At 33.6% G+C, this 17,351-nt stretch carries 14 protein-coding genes; 1 reads left to right on the plus strand and 13 read right to left on the minus strand.

The features are described from left to right. Positions 1-15: 15 nt before the first annotated feature. From COI44_RS11385 to COI44_RS11425, 9 genes are all read right to left on the minus strand, one after another. Positions 16-2,268, minus strand: coding sequence for a glycosyltransferase (locus tag COI44_RS11385; protein WP_098428054.1), 2,253 nt, complete (start codon positions 2,266-2,268; stop codon positions 16-18). 7 nt (positions 2,269-2,275) lie between these two features. Beyond that, positions 2,276-2,614, minus strand: a complete 339-nt coding sequence (locus tag COI44_RS11390; RefSeq protein WP_098428055.1) for a hypothetical protein — start codon at positions 2,612-2,614, stop codon at positions 2,276-2,278. A gap of 158 nt (positions 2,615-2,772) precedes the next feature. After that, positions 2,773-3,693 carry a DMT family transporter gene (locus COI44_RS11395; RefSeq protein ID WP_098428056.1) on the minus strand — a complete coding sequence of 307 codons (921 nt, stop codon included), beginning with the start codon at positions 3,691-3,693 and terminating at the stop codon, positions 2,773-2,775. Between the two features lie 226 nt (positions 3,694-3,919). Beyond that, complete coding sequence (locus COI44_RS11400; RefSeq protein WP_098428057.1) at positions 3,920-5,398, minus strand: protein adenylyltransferase SelO; 1,479 nt, start codon at positions 5,396-5,398, stop codon at positions 3,920-3,922. A gap of 254 nt (positions 5,399-5,652) precedes the next feature. Continuing rightward, positions 5,653-6,204: a VanZ family protein gene (locus COI44_RS11405; RefSeq protein ID WP_098428058.1), complete on the minus strand. Its 552-nt coding sequence runs from the start codon at positions 6,202-6,204 to the stop codon at positions 5,653-5,655. Continuing rightward, positions 6,201-7,121, minus strand: coding sequence for a VanY-A/VanY-F/VanY-M family D-Ala-D-Ala carboxypeptidase (gene vanY, locus COI44_RS11410; protein ID WP_098428059.1), 921 nt, complete (start codon positions 7,119-7,121; stop codon positions 6,201-6,203). The genes COI44_RS11405 and vanY overlap by 4 nt, the downstream gene beginning before the upstream one ends. 102 nt (positions 7,122-7,223) lie before the next feature. Beyond that, complete coding sequence (locus COI44_RS11415) at positions 7,224-8,336, minus strand: HAMP domain-containing sensor histidine kinase (RefSeq protein ID WP_098428060.1); 1,113 nt, start codon at positions 8,334-8,336, stop codon at positions 7,224-7,226. Further along, positions 8,329-9,027 (minus strand): vancomycin resistance response regulator transcription factor, VanR-F/VanR-M family, encoded by a 699-nt coding sequence (vanR, locus tag COI44_RS11420; protein WP_098428252.1) that lies wholly within the window; start codon positions 9,025-9,027, stop codon positions 8,329-8,331. Before vanR ends, COI44_RS11415 begins: the two co-directional genes overlap by 8 nt. Positions 9,028-9,287: 260 nt before the next feature. Then, the gene (locus COI44_RS11425) at positions 9,288-11,819 is read right to left on the minus strand and encodes a vitamin B12-dependent ribonucleotide reductase (protein WP_098428061.1); all 2,532 of its coding nucleotides are present in this window, start codon (positions 11,817-11,819) and stop codon (positions 9,288-9,290) included. Positions 11,820-12,183: 364 nt separating this feature from the next. Between COI44_RS11425 and COI44_RS11430 the strand changes: the two genes are divergently transcribed. After that, positions 12,184-12,678, plus strand: a complete 495-nt coding sequence (locus COI44_RS11430; RefSeq protein ID WP_098428062.1) for an acyl-CoA thioesterase — start codon at positions 12,184-12,186, stop codon at positions 12,676-12,678. Between the two features lie 100 nt (positions 12,679-12,778). Here COI44_RS11430 and COI44_RS11435 read toward each other — a convergent pair whose 3' ends face one another. From COI44_RS11435 to COI44_RS11450, 4 genes are all read right to left on the minus strand, one after another. Beyond that, on the minus strand, positions 12,779-13,486 hold the full coding sequence (locus tag COI44_RS11435; protein ID WP_098428063.1) for a M48 family metallopeptidase: 708 nt from the start codon (positions 13,484-13,486) through the stop codon (positions 12,779-12,781). 156 nt (positions 13,487-13,642) lie between these two features. Next, positions 13,643-14,458, minus strand: coding sequence for a DUF5995 family protein (locus tag COI44_RS11440; RefSeq protein ID WP_098428064.1), 816 nt, complete (start codon positions 14,456-14,458; stop codon positions 13,643-13,645). Between the two features lie 561 nt (positions 14,459-15,019). Next, a complete protein-coding gene (locus COI44_RS11445; protein WP_098428065.1) occupies positions 15,020-15,334 on the minus strand; it encodes a hypothetical protein in 315 nt (104 codons plus the stop codon). 231 nt (positions 15,335-15,565) lie between these two features. Beyond that, complete coding sequence (locus COI44_RS11450) at positions 15,566-17,293, minus strand: AAA family ATPase (protein ID WP_098428066.1); 1,728 nt, start codon at positions 17,291-17,293, stop codon at positions 15,566-15,568. Positions 17,294-17,351: the final 58 nt, after the last annotated feature.

Consider the following 17,351-nt stretch of genomic DNA (forward strand, 5'->3'; position numbering starts at 1 on the left):
TGTTTATTGTCGTTTTTACATTAATTTCTCATTTGGTAATGCTTCATCAAGTTGGTTGAATTGTTGAATTAATTTCTCCGTAACTAAAGATTCAAACACTTTAGTAGCACCTTCAATATCGCCAATCTCTGATTTGTATTTCGTTTCAAATCTACTTAGAATACTGCCTTCTTCAAAAATTCCCCATATATTATTCCCACTACCTTTGTAATCGCTCAACTTAGAAGGTAAGTATGGATTAATATTTTTATAATCCTTCGTAAACGCATCATTAACAATTAGACAATCGAATTTTGTTGTAAAATTTAAAAACTCTAAAAAGTTAACATATGGGTTTACTTTTATATGCTTTTCAATTACTTCTCCCGAAAGTTCATTTGCAAGTGACTTTGGATCTGAAGTGAAAACATGAAGTTTAATTTTATCCCTTAATTCAGGTTTCGTTAATTTAAGTCCTTCAATTATTTCATTTAATTTCCTCGTTTGATAAAACGCTCCAAAGTAACCTAGATTTACTTTATTCTCATCAATTCTATATTTACTTGCCTTAACGTGATAATATTGCTTCGGTAATGTCGGTTGATTACAAATTCTAGCTTTATTTAAAATGACTTCTTTCATTTCTTTCATTGGGAACATTTCTGACATGTATTTCAACTGATTTTCATTTGTAAAAACAATTTCATCTGCAAATGCATAAGCGATGTATTCACACCAAAAAAACATATTATGATTAAACGCTAGTGGGAATTTTTTTTTCTTTAAAAGAGCATTTACTTTTTTATAGAACCCTAAATCAATAATTGCTGACTTCCGTTCTTTTCCATGAATATCTAATAAGATTGGATCTGAGAATTCTGCAACCCATTTAACCTTTGGATTTTTTAATTTATATTCAAATGCTAAAAAGTGTGAAGCTGGCCAAAGTGCACGGCTATAAATTTTATGATATGTACCGTTTTTTCTTTCTTTTAACTTTATTTCCTTAAGAGATTTGTTAATAAATTCTTTCATTGACTTCCACTGTTTAAAACTACTAGTAGATGATATTTCCATGCGATTATTAATAAAACCATCGACCATTGCATTTTGTCGATAATCAATTTCCCTTACCTTCGACATATTATTATAAATTACATCAACTACTTCATTATTTTCGATAATACGCTTAGCCATTACAGTTCCACTTGTATCAACATATGGCGGAAAACAATAAGAAATAATTAAAGAACGCGTCTCTCCATTGTATAACTTAAAATAAGGAAAATAGACGAAACAATGTTTATTTACTTCTTCAACTACTTTTTCTCTCAATTCATTGCTATTGTTTATATACCTGTCTATAAATCCGTATTGAGCGTGAATTTTTCCTTTAATGAATTGTTGAATGGTAGGACTATTCGTTTCTCCTAGTAAAACATCAAGATGTTTCATTACTTCCAAACGTTCTTTTACATTAAATTCAAATGAATTTTTACGTCTAGAAACTGAATTATCTCTTAAAACTCGATAATAAATTGCCTGCTCTTCTAATGGTACAATCTTTAAGTGAAAATGATGCAAAGCAAATAATTTAGTAAAAAACACTACATCTTCTCCACTTTTTAAACCGAGTTCGTAGCGTTGGGTTTTTACTTTCTTTGTTGGTATTAATTTACAGGCATTCATTGTTAAAACACTATTTAAATCAGTATAAGTATAAACTTTCGTATCTAACGCTTTTTTAATTTGGGAGTTAACAGGATTATTAGGATTACTTTTCCCTTCTAGATCTACGTCCACAACTTGTGAAATGACAACAGATTCTTCATCAGCATGGTCGAATAGTCTTTCAAGAAAGTTAGGTGAAATGTAATCATCGTCATCCAAGAATGTAATGTATTTTTTTGATGCTTGTTGAATTCCCATATTTCTAGCAGCTGAAACACTAGCTTCTTCTGAATGAAGAATATTGAAATGATTAATATGATGTTCCTTAATGAAATTCATCAATATCTCTTCGGTAAGATCTTTTTCTCCATTGATAATAAAGATCACTTCAAAATATTTTGGTGATAAAGTTTGATTTTTTAATGATTCAATACATTTTTTTATCACTTTTTCACCTTTGTATGTCGGGATGATTACGCTTATACCGTTTATTAATTTTTTAAAATGATATTCTGAAAATATTAAGTCTTCCGGGATTTCCTTATTCATTCGTTGGTAAATTTCGATCTTAATTTTTTCAATTTCTTCTAATCTTTGCTGAATTTCAAATTTGTTCAAAACTTACTCACCAACCTCTTAACTTTCTAAAAAGCCATCTTTTAGCTTTCCAATAAAACTGAATTAATCTGCCAAGCTTAGAGTGCATTACTTTTCGATAACGTTCTTCCATTATTTGAATTTCATTCTCTAGCTTTTCAATATACTTTATATTTTTATAATGCAACTCTAACGCTGTTTCTTCATTAATTAATAAGGTTAAGAACTGTTCATAAAACTGAGACTCTATGTCCAAATTATTTAAATTAGATTTAAACTTGTTTAATTTTATAAACCAACTTGGTATTTCTAATTCATTCTCAATTGTTTCTGCATTTAATGAATGAGTTCTTGGATCGATTGTCATCTTGATGAGTCCTTCCTAATAGCTTGAATACTTTATAATATGCCCTAAATAAGCAGTTTTTTTTCATGAAATGATGAATTAGAAATCATTTCTTAAGATAAAAAAAAGACAATCACCTTATCGGTAAATTGTCTTATGATACATATACTATTTTAAAATTAGATTTGGATTTGGTTATCCCTTTTAAATTTGCGAGTTACATCTTCATATACTCCTGAACCAAATAACACACCTATTAATATTAAAATAAATCCGACCACTTGAGTTAAAACAATTTTTTCACCTAAAAATAATACCGCACCAATTAGTGAAAAGAATGGATTTAAATTTAAAAATATAGCCGCCTCTGTAGTGCCAACCGAACCAAGAGCAAAATTATATAGCATATGCCCCATAGCTGTTGCAACAATTGCTGATGCAAAAAATACCGCCCAAATTCCTACTGAATGATGCACCATACTAGCCATTCCACCTGGCTCAAGTATTTGACTAATTCCGAATAAAATAATTGAACCCATAACTAGCATATATCCAGTCATTAATCTTGGATCTAATGTTTTCGAAACTTTTTTTATTAAAACAAAGCTAGATGCTTGAGCTAAGATTGCTAAAAACACATAAAAATCTCCATGCGAAACACCATGAAAACCTCCACCGCTCTGAAAAACAATAAAAGCAACACCCGCAAAACCAAATAAAACGCCTAAAATTCTAACAAAGTTCAGTACACTACCTAAAAAGAAAACCGACAATAAGGCTGTTAAAAGCGGTCCCATTCCAAGAATTAGGCCTCCGTTTGATGCTGAAGTTTGAGAAAGACCGATTGATAAAAAATAATGATGTGCAACTACATTCAATAGCATTGCAAAAAATACATAGCCAAACTCTTTCTTAGTAAGCAAACGAACTTTTTTTATTAAAAATAAAATAATAAAAACACTAACTCCAGCAGTGAAAACACGGATAGCTGTCATCGTAACTGGCATAAAGTTCTCTACTAGAACCTTGGTTGCAATTACATTAAATCCCCATACCACCATAATACAAAATAAAATGATATAAATTTGTTGCTTCTTCAACTTCCCCACTTCTTTCTACTGGCCTAAATATAAAAAGAGGGAAAGTTCCCCTCTTATATTAATTTTAGAAAACTTTTAATTTACTTTTTCTAATATAGTAAATTTTTGAGATTTATTCAAAGTGTATGCTCAGATTCACTAAAAATATGTTTCTTGTTTTACTTAAAAATAAAATACTACCCTAGAAAAAGGTAGTATTCGTACAGTAAAAAATATAAGAATATAATCAAGTACCACAGTAAGTCTGATAAGGACGATTCGGATCAGGAGGTAGTGTACAATAATTTATCTGTTCTTTCGATTCAATAAAAGGATTTGAAAGTGCTTTAAGCAATCTCTCCATCACGCTATAATCTCCGTTCTCTACTGCTGCTTCTAAAGCTTCTTCTACGCGATGATTTCTTGGGATTACGGTCGGGTTGTTGTCTCGCATCAATTGAAGAGATGCTTCTTTTGATTCTGATTGTCTACTTAATCTCTCCTGCCACTGCTTTTCCCATTGTTTAAATTCAGATGATGTAAACAAAGGTAGCTCATCTTGATTACCATATGATAATGCTCTAAACGTATTCGTATAGTCTGCTTTATACTTTTCCATTATTTCAAGTAACTCATCAATTAATGACTTATCCTGTTCTTCATCATTAAATATTCCTAATTTTCTCCTCATTCCTGCGATCCAATTATCAACATAAATAATAGGGTATTCTGAAATTGCATTCTGTGCTATTTCTAAGGCTTTTTCCTGATCATCATGGAATAAAGGTAATAATGTTTCAGCAAATCGTGCAAGATTCCAACCAGCCATTTTTGGTTGATTTCCATATGCATAACGACCGCGGAGATCAATTGAGCTAAATACAGTTGCTGGATCGTACGCATCCATGAATGCACATGGACCATAGTCAATTGTTTCACCACTAATGGTCATATTGTCAGTGTTCATTACACCATGTATAAAACCAACTAATTGCCATTTGATAATTAAGGAAGCTTGGCGCTTAATAACCCCTTGGAGTAGTGAAAGATATCGATTTGGATCATTTGGTTCAATTTCCGGATAATGCCTTTGGATTGTATAATCAGCAAGTTCTTGAAGTTCATTCACACTACCCCATCTTGAAACATACTGAAACGTCCCAACCCGAATATGACTCTCAGCAATTCGGGTCATAACTGCCCCAGGTAATCGAGTTTCACGTTGGATCTGTTCACCTGTCGTTACAACTGCAAGGCTTCGTGTAGTTGGTATCCTTAGTGCATGCATCGCCTCACTAATAATGTATTCGCGAAGCATCGGGCCAAGTGCTGCACGACCATCTCCACCTCGTGAATAAGGTGTTCTACCTGAACCTTTAAGTTGTACATCAAATCGCTCGTTTTTTGGAGTGATCTGTTCGCCGAGTAATAATGCTCTTCCATCCCCAAGCATATTAAAGTGTGCAAACTGATGCCCTGCATATGCTTGGGCCAGTGGTAATCCACCATCTGGCACTTGATTTCCGGCAAAAACATTTACACTTTCTTCGCTTTGAAGTGATTGAACATCTAGACCAAGTGATAAGGCCACTGGTTTATTTAGAACAACCAATTTCGGTGAACTTACCGGATTTAAGTCTTGAGTAGCAAAGAAGAATTCCGGTAATTTTGAATAACTATTATCAAAATTCCATCCTGCATCATTTTTTACATTTCCCTGAGTCATCTTATCCCCCTTTTCCACTTTTTTCTTTTTTATTTACTCTCTACATATAACAAAAAAAGCATAGATTTTCTATGATTTTGTTTTCATAATTCATTTCTCAGGTTAGTGTCTACTCCACAACTTCAATCTATTCTAACATTGAATGAAAAAGGCATAACTTCAATTAGCTCAAATAATAAAAATAACGGCTACTCTATAGCAGCCGTTTTAGTATCGTTTCCCGTTAAAAAGTACTGTTAAACTTGCTCGAAAATTTAAAATTCCTGTTTATCAACAATTTCTCTGTCTTGAACACTGCTTGATGTATTTACGATAAGTTTATTATAAACCTTATCACAAAGCTTGATCACACAATAGCCAAGTAATCCTCCAGAGGTATTTAGTATTAGATCATCTACATCAAAAATCCCTAGAGAAAAAATAACCTGAAAGCTTTCTATGCATAAACTAAAACTCAAAGAACTAATGAATACGCCTTTGAATGACATCCCTCTATTTTTAGACAAGAGAACAAGAAACATTCCTAATGGGATGAATGCTACGATATTCCCAACCAAATTACTAAAATCAGGCCAAGATGATAGACTCTTAATATTAATGAGTATAGTTTTAAATGGGATAAGATTTCCCATTTTCAATTCGTTTATGAGATTAACAGGATTCCTAAGATTAGTCTGAAGTTGATACCAAAGAAAGGATAGATCTCTCCAGCGGAACTTAAATAAAATGACCCTTATTAATGCATACATATAAAAGACAAATAATGCTGAAACAAAAATTTTGTTCATTAATTTTATTATTTTCATTCCGTTAAGCTATCCTCCTTAAGATTAGTATGTTTTGAGCTATTAAATACCGTCACAATCACACCATCCATATTGTTGCCTGATATGTCATAACGAAGATTGGTAGGCACATGAATGGTCGTATTTTTAGTAACAGGGAAATAAGATATTTCGTATTTTTCGCCATTTATAGTAGTTAAAATAGACTTTTGTTTTTTTAAGAAATCCAAGTACTCTTCTAAAGAAAAATTCTTTTCCTCCATAATCACACTATGTGGCAATCCAACATAGCGAATATGCCAAGGTTCATACTGAATGCCTGTAATTGCCGTTTTATCCTTTGGATAGCGTATGATAAAACCGTATTTCCAAGCATTTTTTTCTAGCCACTTACCTTCAGGTGCCTCGTTCATTTTCATTTTGGTAGATCCTACATCAAGTGATAAACCCAAATTATGTTCACTACGGCCTGCAGGCAAGGCATAATCTGATCCCATTTCATGATAAAGTGCATTTTGCTCATCAAAGTCTCGAAAGCCACTATTAATTGTAAAATGGCGAACCCCTTCTTTTTGAGCAGCAACGATCATCTTCGAAAATTTACGGGCAACATCCTCTGACAATTCAATTTTCGTATCAAGCAATTCGTATTCCTTTTTTAATTCTTTGTGAGTGAATAAGTTTACAACGTCTGATTTTATACTTTCCTCGTGCACAGGATATTTTTTGTTTATTAAGAGTAAGTTTCCTTTATAGACCGATTCTTTTGTAATGCTTTTTGTTTGGAAACTTTCAGAAGTCTCTCTATTATCTAATTGTGCATTGTTAATTTTTTTATATGATTGAATCTCTACTTGATCTTGAAGCGAAATTTCTTTATTCACGAATGCAAAACTCAGGCAAATAACTAAAAACACTAAAAATCCCCACTTCTTCATTTTCACGTTCCTCCTAATACTGATTAATTCTAGAATAGGAAAAACTTTTTAAATAAAAAGTAGGGTAAACTTTAAATTTTTCTTAAATTCTTTATGAAACGTTTAAACTTGGTTAATTGGGAGACTTTCCTGCGGTAATCGAACTTCAAATACAGTCCGGATTATACTACTTTCGGCCGTAATCGTTCCATTATGTTGCTCCACAATATTCTTTGCAATGAATAAACCAAGACCTGTGCTATCTTCTTGATGAGTTCGTGCTTTGTCACCGGTATAAAACATATCAAAAAGATATGGAAGTTCCTCCGGAGGAATACAATCCCCATAATTAACAACCTGAACAATCACTTCTTGTCCATCAACAAACCCGTTAATATCTACAAACTGACCATCATATCCATATCGATTTGCGTTGGTTAAAAGATTCTCAAACACACGAGCTAACATCTCTCCATCACCCAAAATAGGTAAATTGGGCAAAAGATTCATTCGAGCGCTCAAATTATTTTTCTCGAAGACAGGGTACAATTCTTCTTTTAGTTGAAAAAGTAAATCACTTAAATTAATTTGCCTTTTTACAAGAGGTAACATGCCATAGTTCATTCTAGTTATTTCGAATAATTCATCAATCAGTTTTTCTAAACGCTGAGATTTAGTAAAGGCAATCGTTAAAAAATGTTTGATTTGTTCCTTAGTTAACTTCTCATCTTTAAGGATTAAATCTAAATAACCCAATACAGAAGTTAGCGGAGTACGCAAATCATGTGCCAAATTTACAACTAATTGTTCTTTACTGTTTTCTGAAAAATCGCCTCTTTGTACGGCTTCTTCTAATTTTTCACTTGCTAGATTAATTGCTTGAGCAATATCACCAAACTCATCATTTGACTGGATTGAAACCCGATGTTGAAAGTTGCCACGTGCAAGATAATGAATTCCGTTTGATATTTCATTAAAATAAGTAGAATAGGGCTTAGTGAGTAAATAGAAAAACAATATCGAAAGTGGGATAAATAGAAATAAAAAGAAGTTAACGTCTCCAATACTCTGTATGAATCGACGAAGCTGGGCCAAGGCATCACCATAACGAACCATCGTGTGATAATAAAGCTGTAATCCTTTAAAAATTATGTAAGTTATCATACCAGCCAGAGTCATACTTAATGCAAATAATACGATGATTTTGGAGCGAAAACTGCGTATAACTTTATCCATTAAATGAATACCCCACTCCCCAAACCGTTTTGATTAACTTATTTTTTCGCTTATCTTCTCCGAGTTTTTTCCGCAAGGTGCGAATATGTACCATTACTGTATTACCACCTTCAAAGTATGCATCACCCCAAACCTGCTGAAAAATATTTTCTACACTAAAAACTTTCTTTGGATGGCTGGCTAATAAATACAAAATATCAAACTCTTTCGGTGTTAGCTCGATGTTTTCACCATAATGCAAAACTGTCCGTTGATCAGGGGATATCATTATTTCACCAAACTCCAAAAGAACTTTATGATCATCTACTTTCGGTTGGTTTAACTTCATAAAGCGTCGCAATTGAGCATTCACACGTGCAACCAATTCAATGGGGGTAAATGGTTTCGTTATATAATCATCTGCTCCAATAACTAGTCCTTGTACTTTATCGAAATCAGATGTTTTAGCACTCAAAAATATGATTGGCATATTATGCCGCTCGCGAATGAGCCGAGTTACTTCATATCCATCCATTTTTGGCATCATAATATCCAATATCAACAAATCAATTGAACCGGTCTCAACTACACGAACAGCCTCATGTCCATCCGAAACTTTAATAACATGATACCCTTCTTTTTCTAAATGTAAGGCGATCAGATCAGCAATCTCCTGTTCATCATCCGCTATTAAAATAGATATAGGCTTCATCAACAAATTTTCCTCCTATTTATCGTTACATCCAGTGGATGATTATCTAATTAAATATACTAGCTTTTGTTGCCCAATAAACTTTAGGCTCTTTTTTATTTTCTATTATTTCCTCTTATTCTTCAAGAATATGGTCCATTTTGGTAGAAGGTTGAACTTTTTCAAAATTTTATCTAACTAGTGTTCTCGTTCGTTCTTTAAGACATAAAAAACTACCCCTTTAGATCATCACATCTAAAGAGGTAGTTCTTCACTTAATTTTATATTCCACACTTCAACTGTACTTGGCAATTATCACATGTATTACAACCACCATGTTCAACTACAGTACCAGCTAGGCAGATTGGACAAGTGTCTCCGTTTTCTACACCTACGTTACCTGTTTTAACTTGAGCAGTTTCATCAGTATCGTTTGTCGTTGCATCATTTCTATTTTCAATTGTTTCTAGTTCTACATTTGTAAAATCATTTTCTTCATTCGTTAGCGATAATACTTGGGCATCACGTGAACCATCTACATAAACAGTTCCGCCTTTTGCTCCACCTTTGTGTAATCTTTCATACACTTTTGCTACTTGTTCAACAGAATAACCTTTAGGAGCATTAACTGTTTTACTAATTGAAGAATCAATCCATCTTTGGATAATACATTGTACATCAGCATGCGCCTCTGGAGAAAGGTCCATTGTTCCGACAAATTGTTCAGGAAGATGTTCAATCATCTCATAAACATTTTCTTCAGTTACTTCATATCCATTTGCTTCTAACCATTCTAGTGCGATATCAGCTACAACTGGAATGAATTTACCTAAACGTCCTGAACGGAAGTATACGAAGTTAAAATAAGGCTCAAGTCCAGTGCTGACATTCATCATCGTTCCAGTACTTCCTGTAGGAGCAATTGTTAATAAGTGCGAATTACGAATGCCACTTTCTAAAACAGCTTCACGAATTTCTTCAGGCATTTTCTTCATATATCCCGAGTTAATAAAACGTTCGCGTCCATCTTCAAAAGTCGATAAGAATGGGAATTCTCCCTTTTCTTCCGCTAATTCAATTGAAGTTTTATAAGCAGTAGTTGCAATCACTTCAAAAATTTGATCAACTAGTTTGTTGCCAGCTTCCGATCCATATACTAGGCCACAACGGATAAGTAAATCATGTAACCCCATCACACCTAATCCGATACGGCGTTCGCCTTTTGCTTGCTTCGTATTCTCTTCGAGGAAATACGGCGTTGCATCAATTACGTTATCTTGCATTCTCGTTCCGATTTGAACAGTTCGCTTTAACTTTTCCCAGTTAACTTCACCGTTTTCCGTCATTTCGGCTAAGTTAACAGCTGCTAAATTACAAACAGAGTATGGAGCAAGTGGTTGCTCTCCACAAGGGTTTGTTGCAACTACTTTTTGACCATAAGAAACAGCGTTCGTCATTTTGTTTGCATTATCTAAGAAGAAGATTCCTGGCTCAGCAGAATAAGTTGCACACACATTAATTAAATCCCAAAGCTCTTTTGCTTTGATTGTGTGGTACGTTCGTACACCATATCCACGTGCAGCCCATTCACGTACATCTCCACATTCCTGCCATTCTTGATCATAAATTAAACGCATTTCATCGTCATAGTTTTCTAAATCAGGGAATTGAAGCTTATATTCTCCATCATTTTCAACTGCTTCCATAAAATCATCAGTTAAACAAACAGATATATTTGCACCTGTTAAAAACTCAGGGTTGTGGACTGAATACTTACCACCGTCATTAAGCAGTTCTTTTGCCTGTTCTATTTCAGGTGTATTTAATTTCCCTTCAATTTTTGCCATATGAATTAAAGCTTCATATGCTGCTTTTTCAGTTGCACTAATAGGTTCGAACTTTAATTTACGCTCTACTTCTTCACGAATTAATTTCGATTTTGTAGTTTGCGCAATATAGCGTAAAACCTTTGGATTTTGGTTCTTTGATACGATGAACTCTACGATATCAGGATGATTGACGTTCATCATAATCATTTGCGCACCACGTCTTGAACCACCTTGAATAACTAAATTGGTTAATTCAGATAAATCATGTAACCAAGAAACTGATCCACTTGAGCGTCCATTCACACTATAAACAATTGCATCGCGCGGACGTAAAGTTGATCCGTTTGTTCCAACGCCACCACCACGTGACATAATTTCCATTACCTTCTTACGGTGTTCACCAATCCCATCACGAGAATCGTGAATATGAGGCATTACATAACAGTTAAAGAATGTTGTTGAAGCACCTGTACCGGCACCAGCCAAAACACGTCCCGCTGGTACAAAAGTTTTGTTAGCTAAAATTTCATAAAACATCTCTTTTACTTCGGAGAATTTTTCTGGAGTTTCTGCAGATGCAAGCCCACGTGCAACACGGTCTGCAATTTGTTCGTAGAAGATTTCAAGTGGTTTGTCTACTTTATTAAATGCAACTGTAATGATTGCTCCGTCTTCAAACTGAGAATCTAATTGAACAGTTACTTCTTCTTGACTATTGTCAATAGCAATTACTTCACCATAACCACGACGAGGAAACTTTGGATCATCCTTATATGTTAGTACAACTAGGTCACCTACACCTAATGTAACAAGCTTAATATCTTTAAATGCGTATCGATCTAACATAACCGTTCTAGATACACCTTTAAATGTTGTTTTATGCATCTTTGGATTAATAGGTGTAATCATTGGAAAATGCATTATGTCTTGATTTAATTTCTGTATATTCGCAGGTAATTCAGCATCAATTATTGTATTTATCATCACCTGTTCCTCCTCGTATAGATTATATCGATTTTACCTTATATCGATATATAGGTGTTCTCTTTCTTTTCAACACCCATATGTAGTATTTATCCCGTCTCAACAAGATATAAATATACCGACTTAAGAAGTAAAAGTCAATGTAAACGACTGAAATAAACTTATTTAAATTTGCACTATTTCCTACAAATTTCATTGACAAATATATATATTACTATTGGATGTTTAAAAACAACTACAAGAATTCCTTCTTCATAAATATCCTTCAATGGAAAGATTGTTCATATAAATTTTAAAAATAAGTATGCTAATTTCTCTATTAAATAGTGTACAATTTATAGATATTAAAGAATGGAGAAATCACATGGTAACTTGTAATGAAACAAGAGTCATTAGAACAAATTTAGTTCTTCCCAATGATGTAAATAGTCATAACACTTTGTTTGGTGGAAAATTAATGAATGACTTAGATATTATCGGAAGTATATCAGCAATGAAATTCTGCCGATCTTCAATTGTAACTGCTTCAACTGATTCAGTTGACTTTCTTCACCCGATTACGATGAAAGATTCGGTTGCATTCGAAAGTTATGTAACTTGGACTGGCACTTCATCATTTGAAGTTTTCGTGAAAGTAACTGCAGAAAACTTAAGAACTGGAGAAGAGAAAATCGCAGCAACTGCTTTTTTAACTTTTGTTGCATTGGATCAAGAAGGTAACTTAATTAAAGTTCCACAAATTGTTCCCGAAACGGAGGAAGAAAAATTCTTATATCAAGGCGGAGAAGAACGCGCTAAAATCCGTAAAAATAGAAGACTTAAAAGTAAGGAATTAGCAGACTTTTTTTACAAAAAATAAAAAATGGGACGACTAATGTCTTCCCATTTTAGTTTTTTAAGCAAAGTACATGAAACTTTATTTTCAGACTGATTGCGAGCGTTTTCGGGCAGTTTGAAACCTATACAGTCATTTTCCAACTAGATAATGCTAACCAATCTTCTCTTTCCTTATATTCTGGAATAATTTTACCGACAAGTCGCCAAAATGACCTATCGTGATTCATATGAACCATATGGCACATTTCATGAACAACTACATAATCAATCACCTTTTGAGGTGCCATTGCTAGTTTCCAATTAAATGTTAATTGCCTTTTTGAATCACAGGTACCCCAGTTTGTTTTACTATCAGTAATACGAATTGATGACGGCTTTACTTTAAAATTACTTTGATACTTCTGAATACTCTTTTCAACTATTGCTTTAATTTGTTGGTAATAAAACCTTTTAAGTGCCTGTTTTATTCGTTCATCCTCTAGTTGTTTTACAATAATATTTAGCCTATTTCCTTCAAAAACTACCTGATCTTGTTGAATACTTTCATCGTGTGAAATTTGTATAGGATATGAATTCCCTAAATAAAGAAATGTCTCACCAAATTCATAAGTCCGTTCTTTTGGACCACGAAGTCGCTCCTTCATTTCATTTGATTTTTGAAGAATCAACTCCCAATTAGCCTCTAAAACTTCAATGACACTTTTATCAGGTGTATCTTTAGGAGCCTGAACCTCAACGTTTCCATAAGCATCTATATAAATACCGATCGATTTCCGCTTTTTATACTTTATATTAAAACTGATTGTTTCATTTAAATATGTATGTATCATTTTTTCTCACCTATCGTTAACCTTTTAATCCTGAATCTTTACAATTATATAATATACTACAGTAGAAGTTTTAATTTTTAAATAGTAAAACAACACTCTAATATACAGTGTTGCCTGAAAATTTTTAGTTGTCCAATCTGCTTACTCACTTTGAACTTACAATTGAATATCACCAGTTGAAGTTGTTTCAAATCGATTATGATTTAAAAGATCTAAGTTTCTTTCAATATTTTTGGATTCACGAAAACGAATTGCCCATAAACCAGCCTTCAGCATCCAACTACTTGGACGGGCGACCATGTTTCCAATCGATGCAACCTCATTATCATGCACTTTTATCAGACCTACCCACTCACTTTCATTAGCTGCAGCCAGCTTTTTCGCAAAATCCCATGCGTAATTTCGAGACTTCTCTAGACTAAAGTTTATGATTGCCTTTGAAGCTTTTGGGTCAACATGATCTAAAAAACCAATCCAAGGTGAAATACGATCCATGTCATCCCTCACTTCATCCACTAATGATGCCAAAATACTATTTATTTTCATAAAGTCATTGTAAAGTGATAAAATATCAGATCCTTGGCATACCTTCGCAGCAGCTACTCCTAGATCCAGATTAATATGTGCATTAATGCCAAGCAATAAATGCTGTAGCAAAATAGATTGTCGGTTTTCTGCGTGACGAAATGCTAAATTCCAACTGAGACTTAAAGGCTCACTATTTAAATAGCTTTTAAGTGCTTTTAAATAGAAATTTGCAAAATTCACATCCAAACTTTCCATTCTTGCTCCGTCTTCGAACTGATTATTTAAAATTCCAACTTTCACTTTAATTGTTACCAACCGATATAAAGAAGCAAAATATCCTAGTTTGTTTTTTGTTTTATTGCTCATTGAAATAATTTCATCTAACTGTTCAATTACATCATCGATTGTATTTGCGTTTCCTATTTGCTTTGATAGACTATTCATTACTCACTCTCCTAACTGTTGTGACAAGTGTGTTGTATTAGATTTGTTAATCAATATGCTTTTAAAAAGATACTTTTAATAGTGGGGTATATCTTTTGATATTCAGTACGTCTATTGATAATTCCTTCGTATGGCGAACACTTCATGAACTTTGCTTAAATAACAAAAAAAGAGCAACTCATCATGAGTTGCTCTTTTTCACGCTGTTGAAAAACAATCTTGTCAATTAATGATCAAATTTTCGTAAAAGGAGTAGAATGATGTTGATTTCCATTACAGGATNNCTTATCCCATAGGAGTCGAGCATCCCTCCATTCCAATCAACTAATTCATCAAAAAAAGTTTATGATAAAAACCTAATTAAATATCCTTTACTTTGTATAACATAACTGTTTATTAATCAGTTTTTATGTCATTTGAGATTGAACATCAACCTATAAACTAATCATTTAAAACTATAAATCTAAAATTTTTGCTCTTAATATTTTAATTTCCGAAAAAACAATTTCTATATTTTGTTGGTGTTTTAAAATTGTTGAAACACTTTAACATTTAAAATCATTAATCGTTAATCGTTAATAAATATAAAAAATGAATTTTATCATCAATAATGTTCCACTTAATTTTGTTTTCCCTATAGACCGTTTTATATTGATTTATAAATGAAGTTAGTTCACTTTCTGTGAGACCTAAATACATTTGTAAATCTACTTCATTAATTAATTGCGAATTACGAGGTAAATCTTTATAATTCATTTCAATTTGTTGATTTCTTGTAATACTATCCAATGAATTAGAAATTAATCTTACACTTATTAAAAAACAAATACTAAAAAAAATAATAGAAATAACTAATAAATTGTTCTTGTATTTCAATAACTCTCTCCTTAAAAAGTTAGATTTACCCTTTGGTATGTATTTGACTTTTATTATATTTCAGATACTCGTTTAATTGGTTTCAATAATGTGAAGGAAAGATGAAATTAAATCATTATTCTAGATTTGTTCACAATTTCTCGAAATGATGATTACAATTGAAAAAAATCCACAAGGCAATTACCTTGTGGATTTTCTTTACATATAATCAATGAAGTACTAATGTTTCAGCTAGTTCTGATCGCTTTCAGGTAATTTATCAAAATCCTTAAGCAATCCTTGAATATTTTTCTCATAAATAGAACCAATCTTTACAGTAGGTGGTTCAGGACGCGTACGTGCATAAATGCTTTCGTAAATATCTTCTATTTCTTCCCCTGTTAAGTCGCCTCTTTTTAGTAGCTCTTGTGCGATTGAGTGTACAAAATCGGCGTGTTCAGTAACAAGTTTTTTTACTTGGCACATTTGGTCCTTTAGAAGAAGGTTAATTTTTGGTCGTAGTGCTCTAAGTCCTTCTGCTTGTGAGCCTAATGCATTCCAGCTGAATAACTCATCGCCCATTCCAACTAAACCTAAATATGCACCACCAAGTAGGGTTGCTTGTTGCAGATCAGATGTGACACCGTTTAATTTCTTGTGGAGAAACTCTTCTTCTACTGCTCTTGCTGCCAAACAAACTTGGATTGCTGCAAGTATTTCGCTGTCGCTTCGATTATATCTTTCTGTTGTTGGCTTAGTCGCAGCCAGACCAAGTGCGTCACCCCTACGAATAATGGTTACCTTCCATACTCGATCATGTGGCTTTAACAAATATTGAGCTACTGCGTGACCTGCTTCATGATACGCTACATTTCTCTTCTCATCTTCACTCATGGATCTAAGTGGCTGCTTAAGTCCCCACTCATACGTTTCCATTGCATCTCGGAAGTCAGTGTAATTTGCAACATCAGCACCTCGCTGATGAGCAATTACGACAGATTCATTCACTATATGTTTAATTTGTGCTGGACTATATCCAATCGTATCAAGTGCAGCTCGCTCTGGTGTTAAAGATGAATCGATTTTCACCTTTTTTAGATAATATTCGAAAACATCAATACGACCATCATAATCTGGAGAATCTACCCAAAGTTTACGGTCAAAACGCCCAGGACGTAGTAATGCTTGATCAAGTACATCTGGTAAATTTGTAGCTGCAATCGTCAGAACTGCGGGGCGCTCTGCTTTCTTTTTACGTAATCCGAGTGAGCGAAGAAATTTTGCTATTTTTGAACTATCAATGTTTGGAGGATCCATTTGCAGTAATAGCTCATTCAATAATCCAGAACCCATTCCCATACCGAACAATCCACCACCACCGGCTCCTCCTCCTTGACGAGACATACCAATTGCGTCGACTTCATCGATAAAAATGATACACGCTCCGTAAATATTAGCTAACTTTCTAGCCTTTTTGTATATTCCCATTACTTTCAAATTCCCTACACCAAAGAACATGTTTTGAAAACTTGGAGCCGAGGCATAAGCAAAAGGTACTTGCGCCTCATTCGCAATAACCTGTGCAAGATAAGATTTCCCTGTACCAGGAGGACCACAAAGCAGCAATCCACGAATTGCCTCTCCTCCCATCTCTTTAAACGTTTTAACACCTTTTAATAGTGTTACGATTCGTTTTGCATTTTCAACAATCTCAGGGTTTCCACGATAATCATCCCACGTTGATCCAGTCTCACCAGGTAAAATCCAATAAGTACGACCTCTGGCTAGAAACCAGAAAATTGCTACAAATTGGATGATCGCCATGAAAATCATAACAGCGAACTGAAATAAAAGACTAACAATCGATATTGCTACACTCCAGTATGTTGGCCCTCCTTTAGTAAGCACAACACCAATCAAAACAATAACAGCTAACCAAATTAATACTCTTCGCCATTTAACCCATTGATATTTTGTCATAAACATTACTTCCTTCTAGGGAATTTTTTGAATATTCTATGAAAAGATTAGCCCATTG

The sequence above is a fragment of the Bacillus sp. AFS088145 genome (assembly GCF_002564465.1).
Taxonomy (GTDB): domain Bacteria; phylum Bacillota; class Bacilli; order Bacillales; family Bacillaceae_G; genus Gottfriedia.